The organism is Vagococcus acidifermentans (assembly GCF_003987655.1).
In the GTDB taxonomy this organism is placed as follows: domain Bacteria; phylum Bacillota; class Bacilli; order Lactobacillales; family Vagococcaceae; genus Vagococcus_B; species Vagococcus_B acidifermentans.
The window spans coordinates 36,085-53,024 of the sequence record NZ_NGKC01000008.1; the positions used below are offsets into that span (position 1 = coordinate 36,085).

At 45.9% G+C, this 16,940-nt stretch carries 17 protein-coding genes; 15 read left to right on the forward strand and 2 right to left on the reverse strand.

Annotated elements, in window-relative coordinates; all coding sequences use genetic code 11:
* Positions 1 to 152 precede the first annotated feature (152 nt).
* Positions 153 to 707: a ribosome hibernation-promoting factor, HPF/YfiA family gene (gene hpf, locus CBF27_RS08005; protein ID WP_126813794.1), complete on the forward strand. Its 555-nt coding sequence runs from the start codon at positions 153 to 155 to the stop codon at positions 705 to 707.
* Here hpf and CBF27_RS14135 read toward each other — a convergent pair.
* Entirely contained in the window at positions 704 to 868 is a 165-nt protein-coding gene (locus CBF27_RS14135) for a hypothetical protein (protein WP_170175052.1), read from the reverse strand. The two genes, hpf and CBF27_RS14135, sit on opposite strands and share 4 nt — an antisense overlap.
* A 110-nt stretch (positions 869 to 978) precedes the next feature.
* Between CBF27_RS14135 and secA the strand changes: the two genes are divergently transcribed.
* The 14 genes from secA to CBF27_RS08075 all read left to right on the forward strand — a co-directional run bounded on the left by secA (position 979) and on the right by CBF27_RS08075 (position 15,803).
* Positions 979 to 3,504: a preprotein translocase subunit SecA gene (secA, locus tag CBF27_RS08010; RefSeq protein ID WP_126813795.1), complete on the forward strand. Its 2,526-nt coding sequence runs from the start codon at positions 979 to 981 to the stop codon at positions 3,502 to 3,504.
* A gap of 67 nt (positions 3,505 to 3,571) precedes the next feature.
* A protein-coding gene (gene prfB / locus CBF27_RS08015) for a peptide chain release factor 2 (protein ID WP_126813796.1) occupies positions 3,572 to 4,679 on the forward strand; the annotation gives its coding sequence in 2 pieces (ribosomal slippage) (positions 3,572 to 3,643 and positions 3,645 to 4,679; 1,107 coding nt in all).
* A 129-nt stretch (positions 4,680 to 4,808) separates the two neighbouring features.
* A complete protein-coding gene (gene ftsE / locus CBF27_RS08020) occupies positions 4,809 to 5,495 on the forward strand; it encodes a cell division ATP-binding protein FtsE (protein WP_126813797.1) in 687 nt (228 codons plus the stop codon).
* The gene (gene ftsX / locus CBF27_RS08025; RefSeq protein WP_126813798.1) at positions 5,488 to 6,372 is read left to right on the forward strand and encodes a permease-like cell division protein FtsX; all 885 of its coding nucleotides are present in this window, start codon (positions 5,488 to 5,490) and stop codon (positions 6,370 to 6,372) included. The genes ftsE and ftsX overlap by 8 nt, the downstream gene beginning before the upstream one ends.
* 444 nt (positions 6,373 to 6,816) lie before the next feature.
* Positions 6,817 to 7,671 carry a phosphate ABC transporter substrate-binding protein PstS family protein gene (locus CBF27_RS08030; RefSeq protein WP_211334639.1) on the forward strand — a complete coding sequence of 285 codons (855 nt, stop codon included), beginning with the start codon at positions 6,817 to 6,819 and terminating at the stop codon, positions 7,669 to 7,671.
* Between the two features lie 31 nt (positions 7,672 to 7,702).
* Entirely contained in the window at positions 7,703 to 8,623 is a 921-nt protein-coding gene (gene pstC, locus CBF27_RS08035; RefSeq protein WP_126813799.1) for a phosphate ABC transporter permease subunit PstC, read from the forward strand.
* 1 nt (position 8,624) lies between these two features.
* The gene (gene pstA / locus CBF27_RS08040; protein WP_126813800.1) at positions 8,625 to 9,509 is read left to right on the forward strand and encodes a phosphate ABC transporter permease PstA; all 885 of its coding nucleotides are present in this window, start codon (positions 8,625 to 8,627) and stop codon (positions 9,507 to 9,509) included.
* Between the two features lie 13 nt (positions 9,510 to 9,522).
* Positions 9,523 to 10,332 carry a phosphate ABC transporter ATP-binding protein PstB gene (gene pstB / locus CBF27_RS08045; RefSeq protein WP_126813801.1) on the forward strand — a complete coding sequence of 270 codons (810 nt, stop codon included), beginning with the start codon at positions 9,523 to 9,525 and terminating at the stop codon, positions 10,330 to 10,332.
* Between the two features lie 11 nt (positions 10,333 to 10,343).
* On the forward strand, positions 10,344 to 11,096 hold the full coding sequence (gene pstB, locus CBF27_RS08050) for a phosphate ABC transporter ATP-binding protein PstB (protein WP_126813802.1): 753 nt from the start codon (positions 10,344 to 10,346) through the stop codon (positions 11,094 to 11,096).
* A 17-nt stretch (positions 11,097 to 11,113) separates the two neighbouring features.
* Positions 11,114 to 11,791 (forward strand): phosphate signaling complex protein PhoU, encoded by a 678-nt coding sequence (phoU, locus tag CBF27_RS08055; protein WP_126813803.1) that lies wholly within the window; start codon positions 11,114 to 11,116, stop codon positions 11,789 to 11,791.
* 173 nt (positions 11,792 to 11,964) lie between these two features.
* The gene (locus tag CBF27_RS08060; protein WP_170175053.1) at positions 11,965 to 13,230 is read left to right on the forward strand and encodes a murein hydrolase activator EnvC family protein; all 1,266 of its coding nucleotides are present in this window, start codon (positions 11,965 to 11,967) and stop codon (positions 13,228 to 13,230) included.
* 220 nt (positions 13,231 to 13,450) lie between these two features.
* Positions 13,451 to 15,058 (forward strand): daptomycin-sensing surface protein LiaX, encoded by a 1,608-nt coding sequence (gene liaX / locus CBF27_RS08065; RefSeq protein WP_126813805.1) that lies wholly within the window; start codon positions 13,451 to 13,453, stop codon positions 15,056 to 15,058.
* A gap of 38 nt (positions 15,059 to 15,096) precedes the next feature.
* A complete protein-coding gene (locus tag CBF27_RS08070; RefSeq protein ID WP_126813806.1) occupies positions 15,097 to 15,444 on the forward strand; it encodes a PspC domain-containing protein in 348 nt (115 codons plus the stop codon).
* Positions 15,444 to 15,803, forward strand: coding sequence for a phage holin family protein (locus CBF27_RS08075; protein WP_126813807.1), 360 nt, complete (start codon positions 15,444 to 15,446; stop codon positions 15,801 to 15,803). The genes CBF27_RS08070 and CBF27_RS08075 overlap by 1 nt, the downstream gene beginning before the upstream one ends.
* 42 nt (positions 15,804 to 15,845) lie before the next feature.
* Here CBF27_RS08075 and CBF27_RS08080 read toward each other — a convergent pair whose 3' ends face one another.
* Positions 15,846 to 16,805 (reverse strand): LacI family DNA-binding transcriptional regulator, encoded by a 960-nt coding sequence (locus CBF27_RS08080; RefSeq protein WP_126813808.1) that lies wholly within the window; start codon positions 16,803 to 16,805, stop codon positions 15,846 to 15,848.
* Positions 16,806 to 16,940 lie beyond the last annotated feature (135 nt).

Genomic DNA, 16,940 nt, shown 5'->3' on the forward strand with positions numbered 1-16,940 from the left:
TCAGTTTTTTTCAACAAGGTTTATTTTATTTAATAAAATAAGACTCTTAATTGTCATTTCCCACATACTCAGATATAATGGTAGTGAGAAGAAATATTAAAGAGTGGTCCTTTATTATTCTCTTATAGTGATAGACGAAAGGGGTAATTGTCATGCTTAGATATAACGTTAGAGGCGAGAATATTGAGGTGACACAGGCAATTAGAGATTATGTGGAGAAAAAGGTCAGTAAGTTGGAGCGTTATTTTACTAATGTTCCAGAGTCTACCGCATACGTTAATTTAAAAGTGTACACAGATAAGAATGCCAAAGTGGAAGTGACGATTCCATTACCATATCTGGTCTTGAGAGCTGAAGAAACCTCTCCGGATTTGTATGCGAGTGTGGATTTGGTTGTTGACAAGCTGGAAAGACAAATTAGAAAATTCAAAACCAAAATCAATCGTAAGTCAAGAGAAACTGGACTGGATGTGAACGGTTCTGCCGTTTTCGCAAACAATCATTCCGAACAACAGACAAACGAACCGGATCTGGCGATTGTTCGCACCAAACGCCTATCATTAAAACCAATGGACAGTGAAGAAGCTGTTTTACAGATGAACATGCTTGGACACAACTTCTTTATCTTTGAAGATGCTGAGACAAACGGTACAAGCATCGTTTACCGCCGCAAAGACGGCAAATACGGCCTGATTGAAACAAACTAGCCGGACAAGACAATAAAATTGAAAACAATTGCCCGCAACAGCTGTGCCTGTTGCGGGTTTTTGGGTGTTGCCCAGCTTTTTTTTGTGCGGCTGCCGGTTTTCTCCCCCTTAGACAAACGATTGCCCGGCAAGTCGGCGGTTTTTAAATAAAATAGTTTCATTTTCACAAAAGTAATGCTAGAATAATTAAGATGGCTGAGATATGTCTTTTTTTAAAGATGAATGGAATATCCAATTGTGAGAGAAACGACGAGAGGAAAGGTTTTATTTAATGGCTAATTTTCTAAAGCGAATAATTGAGAGCGATAAAAAAGAATTAAAACGGCTTGGGCACATAGCAGATAAAATTGATGCGCTGGCTAACGATATGGAACAACTGAGTGATGACGCACTGAAAGGGAAGACCGAAGAATTCAAAGCACGCTATCAAAAAGGCGAAACGCTGGATGACTTGCTGGTCGAGGCCTTTGCAGTCGTCCGTGAAGGCGCCAGACGTGTACTCGGGCTCTATCCGTATAAAGTCCAGCTGATGGGCGGGATTGTACTGCATGACGGCAATATTCCGGAAATGAAAACTGGTGAAGGGAAAACCCTGACAGCAACGATGCCGGTTTATTTGAATGCACTGACCGGCGAAGGAGTCCACGTTGTCACCGTCAACGAATACTTGGCTACCCGTGACGCCAGTGAAATGGGCGAGCTGTATAATTTCCTCGGGTTAACAGTCGGTTTGAACCTGAATTCAAAAAGTTCTGAGGAAAAAAGACTGGCCTATGCCTGCGACATCACCTATTCAACAAATAACGAGCTGGGATTCGACTATTTGCGCGACAACATGGTGGTCTACCGCGAACAGATGGTTCAGCGGCCGCTGAATTTTGCCGTCGTCGATGAAGTGGACTCAATCCTGATTGATGAGGCGAGAACACCGCTGATTATTTCCGGTCAAGCGGAAAAATCCACAGCAATGTACAACCGTGCTGATAATTTTGTGAAAACATTAGTGGAGGACGAGGACTATACGATTGATGTCCAGTCCAAAACAATCAGTCTGACGGAAAAAGGGATCAATAAAGCAGAAGAGAATTTTCATATCGAAAACTTGTACGATTTGGAAAACACCTCGCTGACCCACTATCTGGACCAGTCGTTGCGCGCCAACTATATCATGCTGCGCGACATCGACTATGTTGTTCAGGAAGGCAAAGTCTTAATTGTTGACCAGTTTACCGGACGGATCATGGAAGGCCGCCGCTACTCCGACGGGCTTCATCAGGCAATCGAAGCCAAAGAAGCCGTTGAAATCGAAGATGAAACAAAAACCATGGCGAACATTACCTTCCAGAACTACTTCCGGATGTATAAGAAACTATCAGGGATGACGGGTACTGCCAAAACGGAAGAAGAAGAATTCCGTGAAATTTATAATATGGAAGTTATCCAAATACCGACAAACGAGCCGGTCATCCGGGATGACCGCCCGGACTTGCTGTATCCGACACTGCGGAGCAAGTTTGCGGCAGTGGTCAAAGACATTGAGGAGCGGTACCGTAAAGGTCAGCCGGTCCTTGTCGGGACGGTCGCCGTCGAAACGTCAGAATTGCTGTCCAATATGCTGACAAAAGAAAAAATTCCGCATGAAGTGCTGAATGCGAAAAACCACTTTAAAGAAGCTGAAATCATCATGAATGCCGGTCAAAAGGGTGCAATCACAATCGCAACCAACATGGCCGGACGTGGGACGGACATCCGTCTGGGGATGGGTGTTGTCGAATTGGGCGGTCTGGCGGTTATCGGTACAGAACGCCACGAGTCCCGCCGGATTGACAATCAGCTGCGGGGACGTTCTGGCCGTCAGGGCGACCCGGGTGTGACACAGTTTTACTTGTCCCTCGAGGATGACCTGATGAAGCGTTTCGGTTCCGAGCGGATCAAAGCCTTCTTGGACCGGATGAATCTGGAAGAAGAAGACGCGGTAATTCAAAGCAAGATGCTGTCCAAGCAAGTCGAATCGGCACAAAAACGTGTGGAAGGAAATAACTACGACACGCGGAAGAATGTCCTGCAGTATGACGATGTCATGCGTGAACAGCGGGAAGTCATTTATAAACAGCGGTACCAAGTAATCACTGCCGAGTCGGATTTGAAGCACGTTATCTTAGGCATGGTGCGCCGCACGATTGAGCGGTATGTAGAAAGTCATACACAAGGTGAAAAATCTGACTGGAATCTGAAAGGGCTGGTCGATTTTGCCGGCGCGGCTATCACGAGCGAAAATGCGATTGCCGTTTCTGATTTGGAGAACAAAACACCTGAGGAGATCATTGCATTCATCTTCAGCAAAGCAGAAGATGTCTACAATGAAAAAGAACGGATTCTTGCCAGCCCGGAACAAATGCTGGAATTTTCGAAAGTCGTTGTGCTGAGGGTAGTGGATACCAAGTGGACAGACCACATTGACGCAATGGACCAGTTGCGCGAGTCGATCGGCTTGCGTGCCTATGGCCAAAACGATCCGCTGGTGGATTACCAGACGGAAGGCTACCAGATGTTCAATGACATGGTCGGGGCCATCGAATATGAAGTGACACGTTTGTTTATGAAAGCTGAAATCCGTCAAAATGTACAGCGTGAGCAAGTTGCCCGCGGAGAAGCTGTTACACCGACTGAGGAACAGGGACGTGTTGCTTCCGATGAGAAGAAAAAACCAATCAAAGTGGAAAAGGTTGGCAGAAACGATCCGTGTCCATGCGGCAGCGGCAAGAAATATAAGAATTGTCACGGCAAACCGCAATAGGCGATAATCAAGGTGCGACTTGGCTCAAGCTAAGTCGCATTCATGTTTGAATAGGGAGTGAATGAATATGGAAATAAGCGAACTGCGTTCCGAACTGGATGAACTGTCCAGTAAAATCAATGACTTTAGGAGGTCACTTTGACTTAGACCGTTTGGAAGAAGAAATTGCTGAAACGGAACATGACATGAGCGTTCCCGGATTTTGGGATGATTCAGATAAGGCCCAACAAGTAATCGACCATGCCAATCAGCTGAAAAATCAGTACAACAGTTTCAAGGAATTGGCAGATGAGCAGGAAGAACTGCTGATTCTTCTCGAAATGTATCAGGAAGAAGGCGACGAAGACCTGAAAACAGAGCTGACTATGCGCATGGGCGAGCTGAAAGAAAAAACCGGTCTGTTTGAGCTGTCTCAGCTGTTGAGTAATCCTTACGACAAAAATAATGCGATTTTGGAAATCCATCCGGGAGCCGGCGGGACCGAATCCCAGGATTGGGGCAGCATGCTGCTGAGGATGTATACACGGTGGGCGGAAAGCCATGATTTCAAAGTGGAAACACTTGACTATCAGGGCGGCGACGAAGCCGGTATCAAAAGTGTCACGTTGCTGGTCAAGGGCTACAATGCTTACGGGTATTTGAAATCTGAACGCGGGGTTCACCGGCTGGTGCGTATCTCGCCTTTTGATTCCCAGAGCCGGCGGCACACGTCATTTTGCTCGGTCGACATCATGCCGGAGTTGGACGGCGATATTTCAGTCGACATCAATTCAGATGATTTGAAAGTCGATACGTTCAGAGCCAGCGGTGCCGGCGGCCAGCACATCAACAAAACAGAATCGGCTGTACGCATCACCCATCTGCCGACAGGTATCGTCGTGTCGAGTCAAGCCCAACGTTCCCAAATCAAGAACCGGGAACAGGCGATGAGTATGCTGAAAGCCAAGCTGTATCAGCTGGAGCTCGAAAAACAGGAGCAGGAAGCCGCCAGCATCCGCGGGGAACAACTGGAAATCGGCTGGGGCTCGCAAATCCGCTCGTACGTGTTCCACCCGTATTCAATGGTCAAGGACCACCGGACAAATTACGAAGTCGGAAATGTGCAGGCAGTGATGGACGGCGAGATTGACGACTTTATTGATGTCTATTTGCGGACACAGCTGGTGCACGACTGATTATTTCAGAATAAGTGGAAAATGAAACATATTTGTAAACAAATGAAAGAACAATAAACACAGTTTCATGCTATACTAATTTGAGGTTTAACGACGTCATCAGGCAAAAATGAATTAGGGAGAATGCTAATGATTGAGATGAAGAAAGTGACGAAAAAGTACCCGAACGGTACAACAGCATTGCGTAACCTGTCAGTAACCATTAATCAGGGCGAATTCGTCTATGTTGTTGGTCCCAGCGGTGCCGGAAAGTCAACCTTTATAAAACTAATGTATCGAGAGGAAAAGGCGACAAAGGGTCAGCTGAATGTGGCTGGCTACGACTTGCTGAAAATCAAAAACCGCCATGTTCCTTATTTGCGCAGAGAGATCGGGATTGTCTTCCAGGACTATAAATTACTGCAGCAGAAAACCGTTTATGAAAACGTGGCGTATGCGATGCAAGTTATCGGCAAGCGCCCGCGTGAAATCAAAAAACGGGTGATGGAAGTATTGGATCTGGTTGGACTGAAGCATAAAGTGCGCGTGTTCCCGTCGGAATTATCAGGCGGTGAGCAGCAGCGTGTGGCGATTGCCCGGGCGATTGTCAACACGCCGAAAGTGCTGATTGCCGATGAACCGACTGGTAACCTGGACCCGGACAACTCGTGGGAAATCATGGAGCTGCTGGACCGCATCAATGCGCAGGGAACGACAGTTGTGATGGCGACACACAACAGTACGATCGTCAACACCATTCGCCATCGGGTACTGGCAATTGAAAACGGCCGGATCACCAGAGACCAAGATGAGGGGGATTACGGATACGATGATTAGAAATTTCTTTCGTCACATTGGTGAAGCGTTAAAAAGTATTCGCCGGAACGGCTGGATGACGATGGCATCCGTCAGCGCTGTCACAGTGACGCTGACGCTTGTCGGTATTTTTCTGGCAGTTATTTTAAATGTGAGTAAAATTGCGGAAGACATCAAAAGCAATGTTGATGTTTCCGTGTTTGTCGATATCGGCACAGATGAAAAAGGGCTGGACCAGCTGGAAAGCGAGCTGAAAGCACTGCCCGGAGTAACGAAGGTAGAATTTTCAAGCAGTGAACAGGAGTATCAAAAGCTGGTTGACCGGCTGGGCGATACATGGAAACTGTTCGAAGGGGATAAAAACCCGCTGTATGATGTGTTTATCGTAGGGGCCGACTCCACCGAGGCGACTAAAGCCGTACAAAAGTCAGCGTCTAAATTAAACAATGTTTACAAAGCAGACTACGGCGGCTCCTCATCCGATAAAATCTTTACGATTGCGAAAAATGTGCGTGTCTGGGGAAGTGCGGCTGCTGTGTTTCTCGTCTTTGTGGCAGTCTTCCTGATTTCAAATACGATTCGGATCACCATCATTTCGCGTAAACGGGAAATTCAAATTATGCGTCTTGTCGGTGCGAAAAACGGGTTCATCCGTTGGCCTTTCTTCCTGGAAGGTGCCTTTATCGGACTGCTGGGCTCGGTTATCCCGATTCTTTTAGTGAGTTTCGGCTACACGCAAGTCTTTCTGATGGTCACAAAGAGTATGCTGGGCAACAGCTACCAGTTGATGACACCGGACGATTTGGTACTGAAACTGAACGTGGCGATGGTAGCAGTCGGCGTTATCATCGGTTCAATCGGCTCTGTGCTTTCAATGAGACGTTTTTTGAAGATATAAATGGAAAAACACCTTTCGGACATTTTTTGCCTGAAAGGTGTTTTAAAAATGGTAAAAGGACGCTCCGCGGAACGTCCTTTTACCATTTCATAAGGGATGATATTTTTCGTCACTTTTATAATGGGGATTATAGTTTTTAGTGACTAGAAATCAACATATAGATAACGATTAATAAACAAAAAAACGCCTTATCTACAAATGTACAAAAAGGGTATTTATGTTAAAAATAATCACCTATATCTGATTTCTTATTAATTATACCACATTATATCATTAAATGTGAAGGGTTAATTTATAAAAAAGACATTTTCTGTTTTTGGGATAAAGCGATTACATTCGGCGTTTAGATGAAAAAAACTTGCTTTTTTTCATACTAACCTATATGTTAATTCTGAGGAGTAATTTTCTAACTTATCATGTGAAATTAATGAGGAGGCTTATTTTGTGAAAAAGCTTTTGAAAGCATCGGTATTGTGCTCGTTTTTCTTTTTAGGAGGCTGTTCAAATCTGGTGGACAAAGGAGAATCCATCGATATTGTCGGTTCTTCTGCGATGCAACCGCTGGTGGAGGCTGCCAGTGAACAGTTCAGCAGCGAAAATATTGGAAAATTCATCAACGTTCAAGGAGGAGGCAGCGGCACGGGGCTGAGTCAGGTACAGGCCGGTGCTGTTGATATTGGTAATTCAGATTTGTTTGCTGAAGAAAAACCAGGGATAGACAGTGAGGCGCTGGTCGGTCATAAAGTAGCAGTCGTCGGGTTGACGCCGATTGTCAATAAAGGTGTCGGCATTCGCGACATTTCCATGGCGGACTTGAAAAAAATTTTTACCGGGGAAATCAAAAATTGGCAGGAAGTCGGCGGAGATGATCAGGAGATTGTTGTATTAAACCGTGCATCAGGCAGCGGCAGCCGCTACACCTTTGAACAATGGGTGCTGGACGGTGAGCAGTCTGTTCGTACGCAAGAACAGGAATCGACCGGGATGGTCCGCCAGATTGTCAGTACGACACCGGGCGCTATCAGCTATGTCGCGTTTTCTTATGTCACAGAGGACGTTGCCACTTTGTCCATTGACAATGTGCAGCCGACAGAAGAAAATGTCAAAACGAATGACTGGGTCATCTGGTCCTATCAGCATATGTACACCAAGGGCCAGCCGACAGGGTTGACCAAGGACTTTCTTGCCTACATGATGTCAGATGAAGTGCAAGACAACTTGGTGCCGAAGCTGGGCTATATCTCAATGTCAAGCATGCAGGTCGAAAGAGATGCTGAAGGCAACACCACACCAAAATAGCAGGTGAAAAAGAGTTTAGGAGGTCATGGTTATGGAAGAGGTTCATAATCAGTTGTTGAAGAAATCCAAAAAAGCCAAGTTGGAACAATTCGGCAAGACAATCAGTTTTTTAGCTATCATACTGATTGTTGCAGTAGTCGTTGCGATATTTTATTTTGTTGCAAGCAAAGGTCTGGCAACATTCTTTGTAGATAAAGTGAATTTTTTTGAATTTTTATTCGGGACTGAATGGAGTCCGGGGAACGTCACAGAAGAGGGCAAGCAAATGGTCGGCGCACTGCCGATGATTGCCGGCTCATTTATTGTGACGCTGCTGTCTGCGATTGTCGCCACACCGTTTGCGATCGGGGCAGCAGTGTTTATGACAGAGATTTCGCCTAAATTAGGCACGAAAATTTTACAGCCCGTCATTGAGCTTTTAGTAGGTATCCCGTCCGTTGTCTACGGATTTATCGGTTTGTCGGTCATCGTTCCGGCAGTCCGCATGACTTTCGGCGGTTCAGGCTTTGGTCTGCTCGCCGGAACATTTGTGCTGTTTGTCATGATCCTGCCGACAGTGACTTCAATGACGGTTGATGCGCTGAAGGCAGTTCCCAGATATTACCGGGAAGCATCGCTGGCTCTTGGAGCGACCCGCTGGCAGACGACCTATAAAGTCGTGCTGCGTGCAGCTGTCCCCGGTATTTTGACAGCCGTTGTATTCGGCATGGCCCGTGCGTTTGGGGAAGCACTGGCTATCCAGATGGTTATCGGTAATGCGACACTGATGCCGCATAACCTGATTACCCCGGCTTCGACCCTGACAAGTGTGCTGACAATGGGCATCGGCAATACGATTATGGGAACGTTGGAGAACAATATTTTATGGTCTCTGGCATTACTGCTGCTGTTAATGTCTCTCTTGTTTAATATTTTAATCCGGTTCATCGGCAGGAAGGGAGAAATGAAGTAACATGAATGCAAAACGTTCTGACAAGATAGCCACAGGTATCTTGTATGGGATTGCCGGTATCATTATTTTGATTTTGGCAAGCTTGATTTTATACATACTGGCACGGGGCCTGCCGCATATCAACTGGCAGTTTTTGACCCAGCCGTCCAAAAGTTTCGAGCCGGGCGGCGGTATCGGTATTCAACTGTTTAACTCATTTTATCTTTTGCTGATTACAATGATTATCAGTGTGCCGATTTCACTGGGAGCCGGTATTTATTTGTCGGAGTATGCAAAAAAGAACCGCTTGACGGACATCATCCGGACAGCTATTGAGGTATTGAGTTCGCTGCCGAGTGTTGTTGTCGGTCTGTTCGGTTTTTTAGTGTTCGTTATTCAGGCCGATTTGGGATTCTCGATAATTTCAGGTGCGCTGGCACTGACCTTCTTTAACTTGCCGCTATTGACCCGTAACGTGGAAGAATCGCTGAACGCGGTCCACTTCACACAGCGTGAAGCCGGGTTGGCATTAGGGCTGTCCCGGTGGGAAACAGTCACCAAAATTGTGATACCGGAAGCCTTGCCGGGCATTTTGACAGGTGTCATTTTAGGTGCCGGCAGGATTTTCGGCGAGGCGGCAGCGCTTATTTACACTGCCGGGCAGAGCGCTCCTGCTCTTGATTTTACGAACTGGAACCCGTTAAGTATTTCCAGTCCGCTGAATATTTTCCGGCAGGCGGAGACACTGGCAGTGCACATCTGGAAAGTCAACAGTGAAGGTAACATGCCCGATGGTGCCCAAGTATCAGCAGGCGCCTCGGCTGTATTGATTATTGCTGTGTTGTTATTTAACTTCCTCGCACGCTTCCTTGGCAAGAGGATTCACAAAAAAATGACATCAGCATAATAGGAGACAAGACATGAAAGAATACAGTTTAACAGATACACACATCATCGAACTGGACAAGACGACACATGATATTGCCTTGGCGACAAATGATATCCATGTCTGGTATGGGACCAACGAGGCAATCAAGGGTGTTTCGCTGGCGTTCGAGAAGCATAAAATCACGTCGCTGATCGGGCCGTCCGGTTGCGGCAAGTCGACGTATTTGCGGTCGTTGAACCGGATGAATGATGAAATTGCACATACTAAAGTAACCGGTGAAATCATGTACCAGAATACCGACATCAATTCAAAGCAAGTGGATGTGTATGAAATGCGTAAACATATCGGCATGGTGTTTCAGCGGCCGAACCCGTTCAGCAAATCCATTTATGAAAATATCACATTTGCCTTGAAACAGCACGGCATGAAAGACAAGAAAAAGTTGGATGAAATCGTGGAAACGAGTTTGAAACAGGCTGCGTTGTGGGATCAGGCCAAAGACAATCTGCATAAAAGTGCGCTCGCACTGTCCGGCGGGCAGCAGCAGCGCCTATGTATTGCTAGAGCAATCGCCATGAAACCGGATATCCTGCTGCTGGATGAGCCGGCGAGTGCCCTCGACCCGATTTCGACCAGTAAAGTTGAAGAAACGCTGATTAACCTTAAAGAGGACTATACAATCATCATCGTGACGCACAATATGCAGCAGGCGTCCCGGATCAGCGACTATACCGCCTTTTTCTACATGGGGAAAGTCATTGAGTATGACCAGACACGCCGCATATTCACTCGGCCAAAGATCCAGGCGACAGAAGATTATGTATCAGGGCACTTTGGTTAAGGAGGAGAACAATGGCGATTATCGAATCAAACGACGTACATTTATATTATGGTAAGAACGAAGCACTCAAAGGCATCACCATGGATTTTGAACAAGGGGGGATTACAGCGCTGATTGGTCCTTCAGGATGCGGCAAGTCAACTTTCCTGAGGACGCTGAACCGGATGAATGACTTGATACCTAATGTCACCATCACAGGCAAAGTAACGTTTCGGGGGAAAGATATTTACAGTCCCAAGACGGATACTGTTGCTCTTAGGAAGCAAATCGGCATGGTGTTCCAGCAGCCGAATCCATTTCCGTTTTCTGTCTATGAAAATGTGATTTACGGATTGAAGCTGGACGGCAAAACCAATAAAAGCGAGCTGGATGAAATCGTAGAAACGAGTTTGAGAGCTGCGGCGGTGTGGGACGACGTGAAAGACAAGCTGAATAAAAGCGCCCTGTCATTGTCCGGCGGGCAGCAGCAGCGGGTGTGCATTGCCCGGGTATTGGCAGTTAAACCGGATGTGATTCTTCTGGATGAACCGACCAGTGCCCTCGACCCTGTTTCCAGCGGGAAAATCGAAAACATGCTGCTGGAGCTGAAAGACAGATACACGATGATTATCGTCACGCACAATATGCAGCAGGCATCGCGGATTTCCGACAAGACAGCTTTCTTTTTGGACGGACATTTGATTGAGTACAACAAGACCAGAAAAATCTTCCTTAATCCTGAGAAGCAGCAAACGGAAGATTATATTACGGGTAAATTTGGCTAAATGAGGAGAGTGACATTATGTTAAGAACGCAGTTTGAAGAAGATTTAAAAAATTTGCACGAACAATTTTACAAAATGGGACGCGAAGTCAGCATTGCGATCAACAATTCTGTCAAAGCGTTTATCGACCATGATAAAGAACTGGCGCTCGAAGTGATTGAGCATGATGCCGACATCAACAACTATGAAGTCAGCTTGGAAAAGAAGAGCTTTGAAATGATTGCACTGCAGCAGCCGGTCACGACAGATTTGCGTACGCTGGTAACCGTATTAAAAGCGAGTTCGGATTTGGAAAGAATGGGCGACCACGCGGTGTCCATCGCCAAATCGACCATTCGTGTCAAAGGCAGCAAGCGCGTGCTGGAAATTGAAGAAGACATCGAGCAGATGGCCGGTATGGTAACTGAAATGGTCGACGATGTGCTGGATGCGTATGTGATCACGGATGAGAAAAAAGCGAAAGACGTGGCCAAAAGCGATACCGCAGTCAATCAGCAATTCAGTTCCATTTACAAAAAATGTATTGATGCCATGAAGGAAAATCCGGAAACAGTCGTTGTCGGGGCAGACTACTTGCAAGTGGCCGGGTATTTAGAACGTATCGGCGATTACGTGACCAATATTTGCGAATGGATTGTCTATTTGAAAACAGGAAAAATATCAGAATTAAATTCGAACCGCACGGAAGAAATATAACGCGGTTCGAGCTATCCAAAAACGCCGCTGTCCGTTTTTCACCGGACAGCGGCGTTTTGCCGTTAGATGTAATATAATAAAGCCTGATTGTAAAGAATCTGTAATCTTTTACAGTTTTTTTTATGATATAGTAGATGAGTAATATCATTTTAGGAATGAGGGTAGCTATATATATGTTGAATAAAAAATCTTTTGCCATTAGCTTGGTAACTATCGCTACATTAACTATCTCGTCACCTATCTCTGTTTCAGCAACAAATATTGACGATAAAATCAATCAACAAGAACAAAAAATAAATGATTTAAATAATCAAAAAGCCGCAGCTGACAAGACACTGGCAGGTCTTGAATCACAAATTGCCACTCTTAAAGAAGAGACGCAGCAGCTGTTGGATGAAAAGGTGGCTCTTGAACAAGAAGTCGCCCAATTAAACAAAGAGATAGCTGACTTGGAAGAAGCGATTCAAAAGCGTTCTGAAAAAATCGACGAACAAGCGCGTGAGACACAGGTCAACCAAGACAAGCAGAACATTGTTTCCGTCTTGCTGGAAGCTGATTCTGTCTCTGATGCCATCAACCGTACACTGGCTTACGGGACACTGGTTTCTGCCAACAACAGCATCATGGAAGACCAGAAACGCGACAAAGATGATTTAGCACAGAAAAAACAGACGTTGGAAGAAAAAGTTGCAGCGATTACCAAAAAACAAGAAGCGTTTAAGGTAAAACAGACTGAACTGGAAGCTTCCAAAGCTGAACAGGTCAAACTGGCAAACGATATTTTGAATAATTTGGCAAACGAAAAGGATAAAAAAGCTGAGTACGTTGCCCAAAAAGCTGAGGCAGAACGGATTGCCGCAGAAGCTGCCCGCAAACAGAAAGAACTTGAGAAGCAGCAAAAAGAGGCAGAACAGGCAACTCAAGCTGCCGTTCAAAAAGTGACCGGCGAAGAAAATGTGTCGCAATCAAACAACGTTTCTTCATCAGGTACGGCGAACAGCGGCGCACAGACGAAACCGCAAACGCCGGCACCTCAGACCGGTTCAGGTTTCCAAAGCCCGTTAAGCAGTTTAGTTGTTACCAGCGGCTTCGGCTACCGTGCCGACCCGACAGGCAATGCCGGTAATTTCCACAGCGGTATCGACTTCGGCGGAAGCATGAACACACCTGTCATGGCGGCAAGAGCGGGAACAGTCATTGCAGCCGGCTTTGAACCAGGCGGCGGCAATCACATCATCATCCAGCATGACAACGGCTACTACACGTACTATCTGCACTTGAACCAGCATGTGGCAAGTGTCGGAGCCAGCGTTCAGGCAGGCGATGTCGTCGGATTGATGGGCACGACCGGGGATTCCACTGGTGTGCATCTCCACTTCGGTATCAGTACCGGATTTTGGAGCGGTTACTTGAATCCAGGACCATTTTTAGGCATTTAAAACAGTCAAACAATCAACCATTGAATCTTTTAGATTCAATGGTTTTTTCTTATTTTGGCGGAGAGTCTATCGGGTTTGCCGGCTGAATTCAAGATAAGACCAGAATTTTAGACAGAAATCATTCTCAGGTCCTATGACAAACAGGGGTAAACCTAGCATAATAGGATATGTAAAGTAGAGTAATTAGCGAAAGTGACCTAATTTAAGGAGGCTGCACATAATGAGAGAGCGTGAACGTATTTTAGAACTGGTGAAGCAAGGGATACTGTCCACAGAAGAAGCGCTTGTTTTACTGGAAAATATAGCTACGGAAAAAGATGAGTCGCTGGTTGATCTGGAAGCTGAAAAAGTTAAAAAGCCAAGTACTTTGGATGAAAAACAGGAACATTCAAGTACTATTGATAAAATTGAACAGACGAGTCACGAAGATTTCAAAAAAGAGCTTGAAGAAGACGAGCGCCGTGCTTTCGAAAAATTTGAAGAAAACGAAGCCCGCGACAAAGAACGGCTTGAACAGATTTTGGAAGAGCTGGCGACCAAAGCCAATCAGGCATCCGCACAACTGGATGAACTCAATGTGACGATTCAAAAGGTGAAGACGGACATCCGGGATACGGAAGAACAGATTATGGTTCTGGACACGATGGAGGATTTGGAAACCTTGTCCGAGGAGAAAGAACAAGAACGTGAGGCTTTGACTGAACGGATGAGCGACTTGCAAAGCAATCTGAGCGAACTGGAATCAGAAAAAGCTATTCTGGAAGACCAGCTGAAGGACATCCGCAAACAGCAAAAAGAAAGTGCCAAAGACGAATGGATGTATAAATTCGAAATACCGGAAGACTGGAAAGAAACAGCCAACGAAACATTCTCGCAGGTCGGAGAAAAAATGAGCGAAGCCGGCAACCAGCTGGGGAGCTTTTTGAAGAAGACCATTGATGCTGTGACGACGACAGTCAACGACAACGTCGATTGGAAAGATGTAAACATCAAAGTGCCCGGAGTTGCGAGCCAGAGCTTCAGTCATGAATTTGTCTACCCGGACAACAGCGCCACGATTGTGGATATCAAAGTGGCAAACGGTGAAGTCAAACTGAAGCAGTGGGACAGACCGGACGTCAAAGTCGAAGCGGCGATCAAGCTGTACGGCAAGATGGATGCCGCGACACCGTTCGAGGCATTTCTGGAGCGCAGCGATTTGGACGTCACGGATGAAAAAATTTCGTTCCAAATTCCGAACAAACGCGTGAAAGCCGACTTGGTCTTTTACTTGCCGGCCCGTGTGTATGACCATGTGTCCATCAAATTGTTGAACGGGGCAGTGAAAATCACGGAGTTTGACGTCAAAGACATCTTCACTAAGAGCACAAACGGCGATATGACGTTTGACAAGCTGAGTGCGACGATGCTGGAAGTGGAAGGCGTCAACGGCACAGTCAAAGTGAAAGACAGCCATGTCATTGATTTGCTTGGCGAATCGGTCAACGGTGAGTTTGTCATTCAATCCGATGTGGAAAACATGAGCATCTCGTTGATTAACGGCGATATTAAAGTGACCGCGCACAAGGCCAATCTTGCCAAACTGAATGCAACGACAGTCAACGGCCAAATCAAAGTCGCATTGCCGGCCGACGCCAGCTTTGATGTGACAGCTAAAACTAATCTGGGCAGCGTCAAAAACCGCTTCAGCCATGCTGAAACAGTTAAAGAGAAGAAGAGCCGGAACAGTCACATGATTCAAATGAGACGGTCTGCCGGTGAACAAACAGCCTATTTGATTCTTAACACAACAACTGGTAATGTTTACTTGAAAGACACTGACAAATAGGTTTTCCATGAATAAATTGAGCGAAGAGGTGAAAGCAAGTGAGACGAAGATTAACTAAATCCAATAACAATATTGTCATTTCCGGTTGTCTGGGAGGAATCGCAGAATACCTGAATATCGACCCGACAATAGTGCGAGTCATTTATGTCTTTTTGTCAATGTTTACAGCAATGTTCCCCGGGTTCTTCCTATACATTGCGCTGATGGTTTTAATGCCGTCAGGGGGACGCGGCTACCACGATTACAACCAGAACCGCAGTGAGAACTACGGAGGTCAAAGTAAAAAATATTTTTACACCAATCACACCGGCCGGAAACGACCAAGAAAAGAGGCCGAGAAGCTGGACCCCGAAGATAATTCTGATGATGATTGGAGCGACTTCTAATGACTTACCTGCAGCGATTGATTGTGACGACGCTTGCGTTTATTTCGATGGCCGTTTTGTTTCCGTCAAAAATCTATGTCAGCAGTTTAGTCATTGCGTTTGTTGCAAGTTTCGTGCTGTCGATATTAAATACGCTGGTTAGACCGGTGTTGTATATTTTATCACTGCCGATTACCTTTTTAACTTTCGGGTTGTTCAGCTTTGTCATCAATGGGTTAATGCTGAAGCTGACCTCGCTGGTTGTGGGTACCCACGCCTTTGCATTTTCAAGTTTCTGGTCAGCTCTGATGATGGCTGTTGTGCTATCCATCGTCAATGCCATTGTCGAAGACCACCATGCCCGTAAATATTTGAGATAGACATAAACGAGCCTGAAGCTGCTGCTTCAGGCTCTATTTGTGTTATTCTTTTGATGCATCCGTACTGCCGCGGACGACCAATTCCGGCAAAAACAATTTATTGCCTTGCGGGGCATTTTTCTGTGAAATTTTGTTTAACAGCATTTGTGCGCATGCTTTTCCCATTTCAACGACAGGCTGTTTGATTGTCGTCAGGCGGGGATAGGCTATCTGGTCGAGAAAAACGCCGTCGAAGCCGACGATGCCATAATCTTGAGGAATCCGGGCTTTTTTTCTCAGCAGCCCGCGCTGGATGCCGATGGCCAGCCGGTCGCTGCTGCAAACGAAGGCTGTTTTTTTCTCAAATTTATGGAAGTTTTCTTCGATAAAAGCAGCCGAATAGCGCGACCGGTTTTCGAACCGGTGAATTTCCGGGACCAGCTGACGCTGCTGCACGGTATTGATATAGCCTGCTTCACGGGAAAACTCGAAGGTTTCCTTGACATCTATGCCGATGAACACGATGTTTTTATAGCCGCTGTTCAGTGCATGTTCGGTAGCCATTGCGGTTCCCGCCGCATTGTCGGTATCGACAAAATCAATGCCGAAGCGGTTTTCGCCAAACAGCACCAGCGGTTTTTCCAGACGCTGAATCCATTCGTAATCACTGCTGCGCATGCCGGTGATGATGTAGCCGTCGCTTTGGCCGATATCAAAACTGTTTTCGCTGACCAGCTGCAAGGAATACTGATGCTTATCGAGTTCGCGGGAAACTCCTGTCAAAAGGTGCATGTAATATGGTTCGGTTGTATCCATTTCTTCTAGAATAAATAATTTGACCACTTGTGTCATGTTTTTGGCAAGCGCCTTGGCTGCGGCATTCGGCTGGTAATTCAATTCCTTCATTGCCTGAAAAACCAGTTCTTTTAGTTCATCGGTTACCAGCTCTGGGTGATTAATCACCCGGGACACCGTCATTTTTGATACGTTGGCTTTTTTCGCCACATCAGATAATGTAACCATTTTTTCCTCTTTCTATTTTAAAATTGTCTATTCATATTATAGTCATTTTTTCACCGAAATACCAGATTTCTAAATATGTTGCAAAAAAATTCTAATAAAGCTATCGTTTTTAATCAGTCGGCGCTTTTCTTTTAA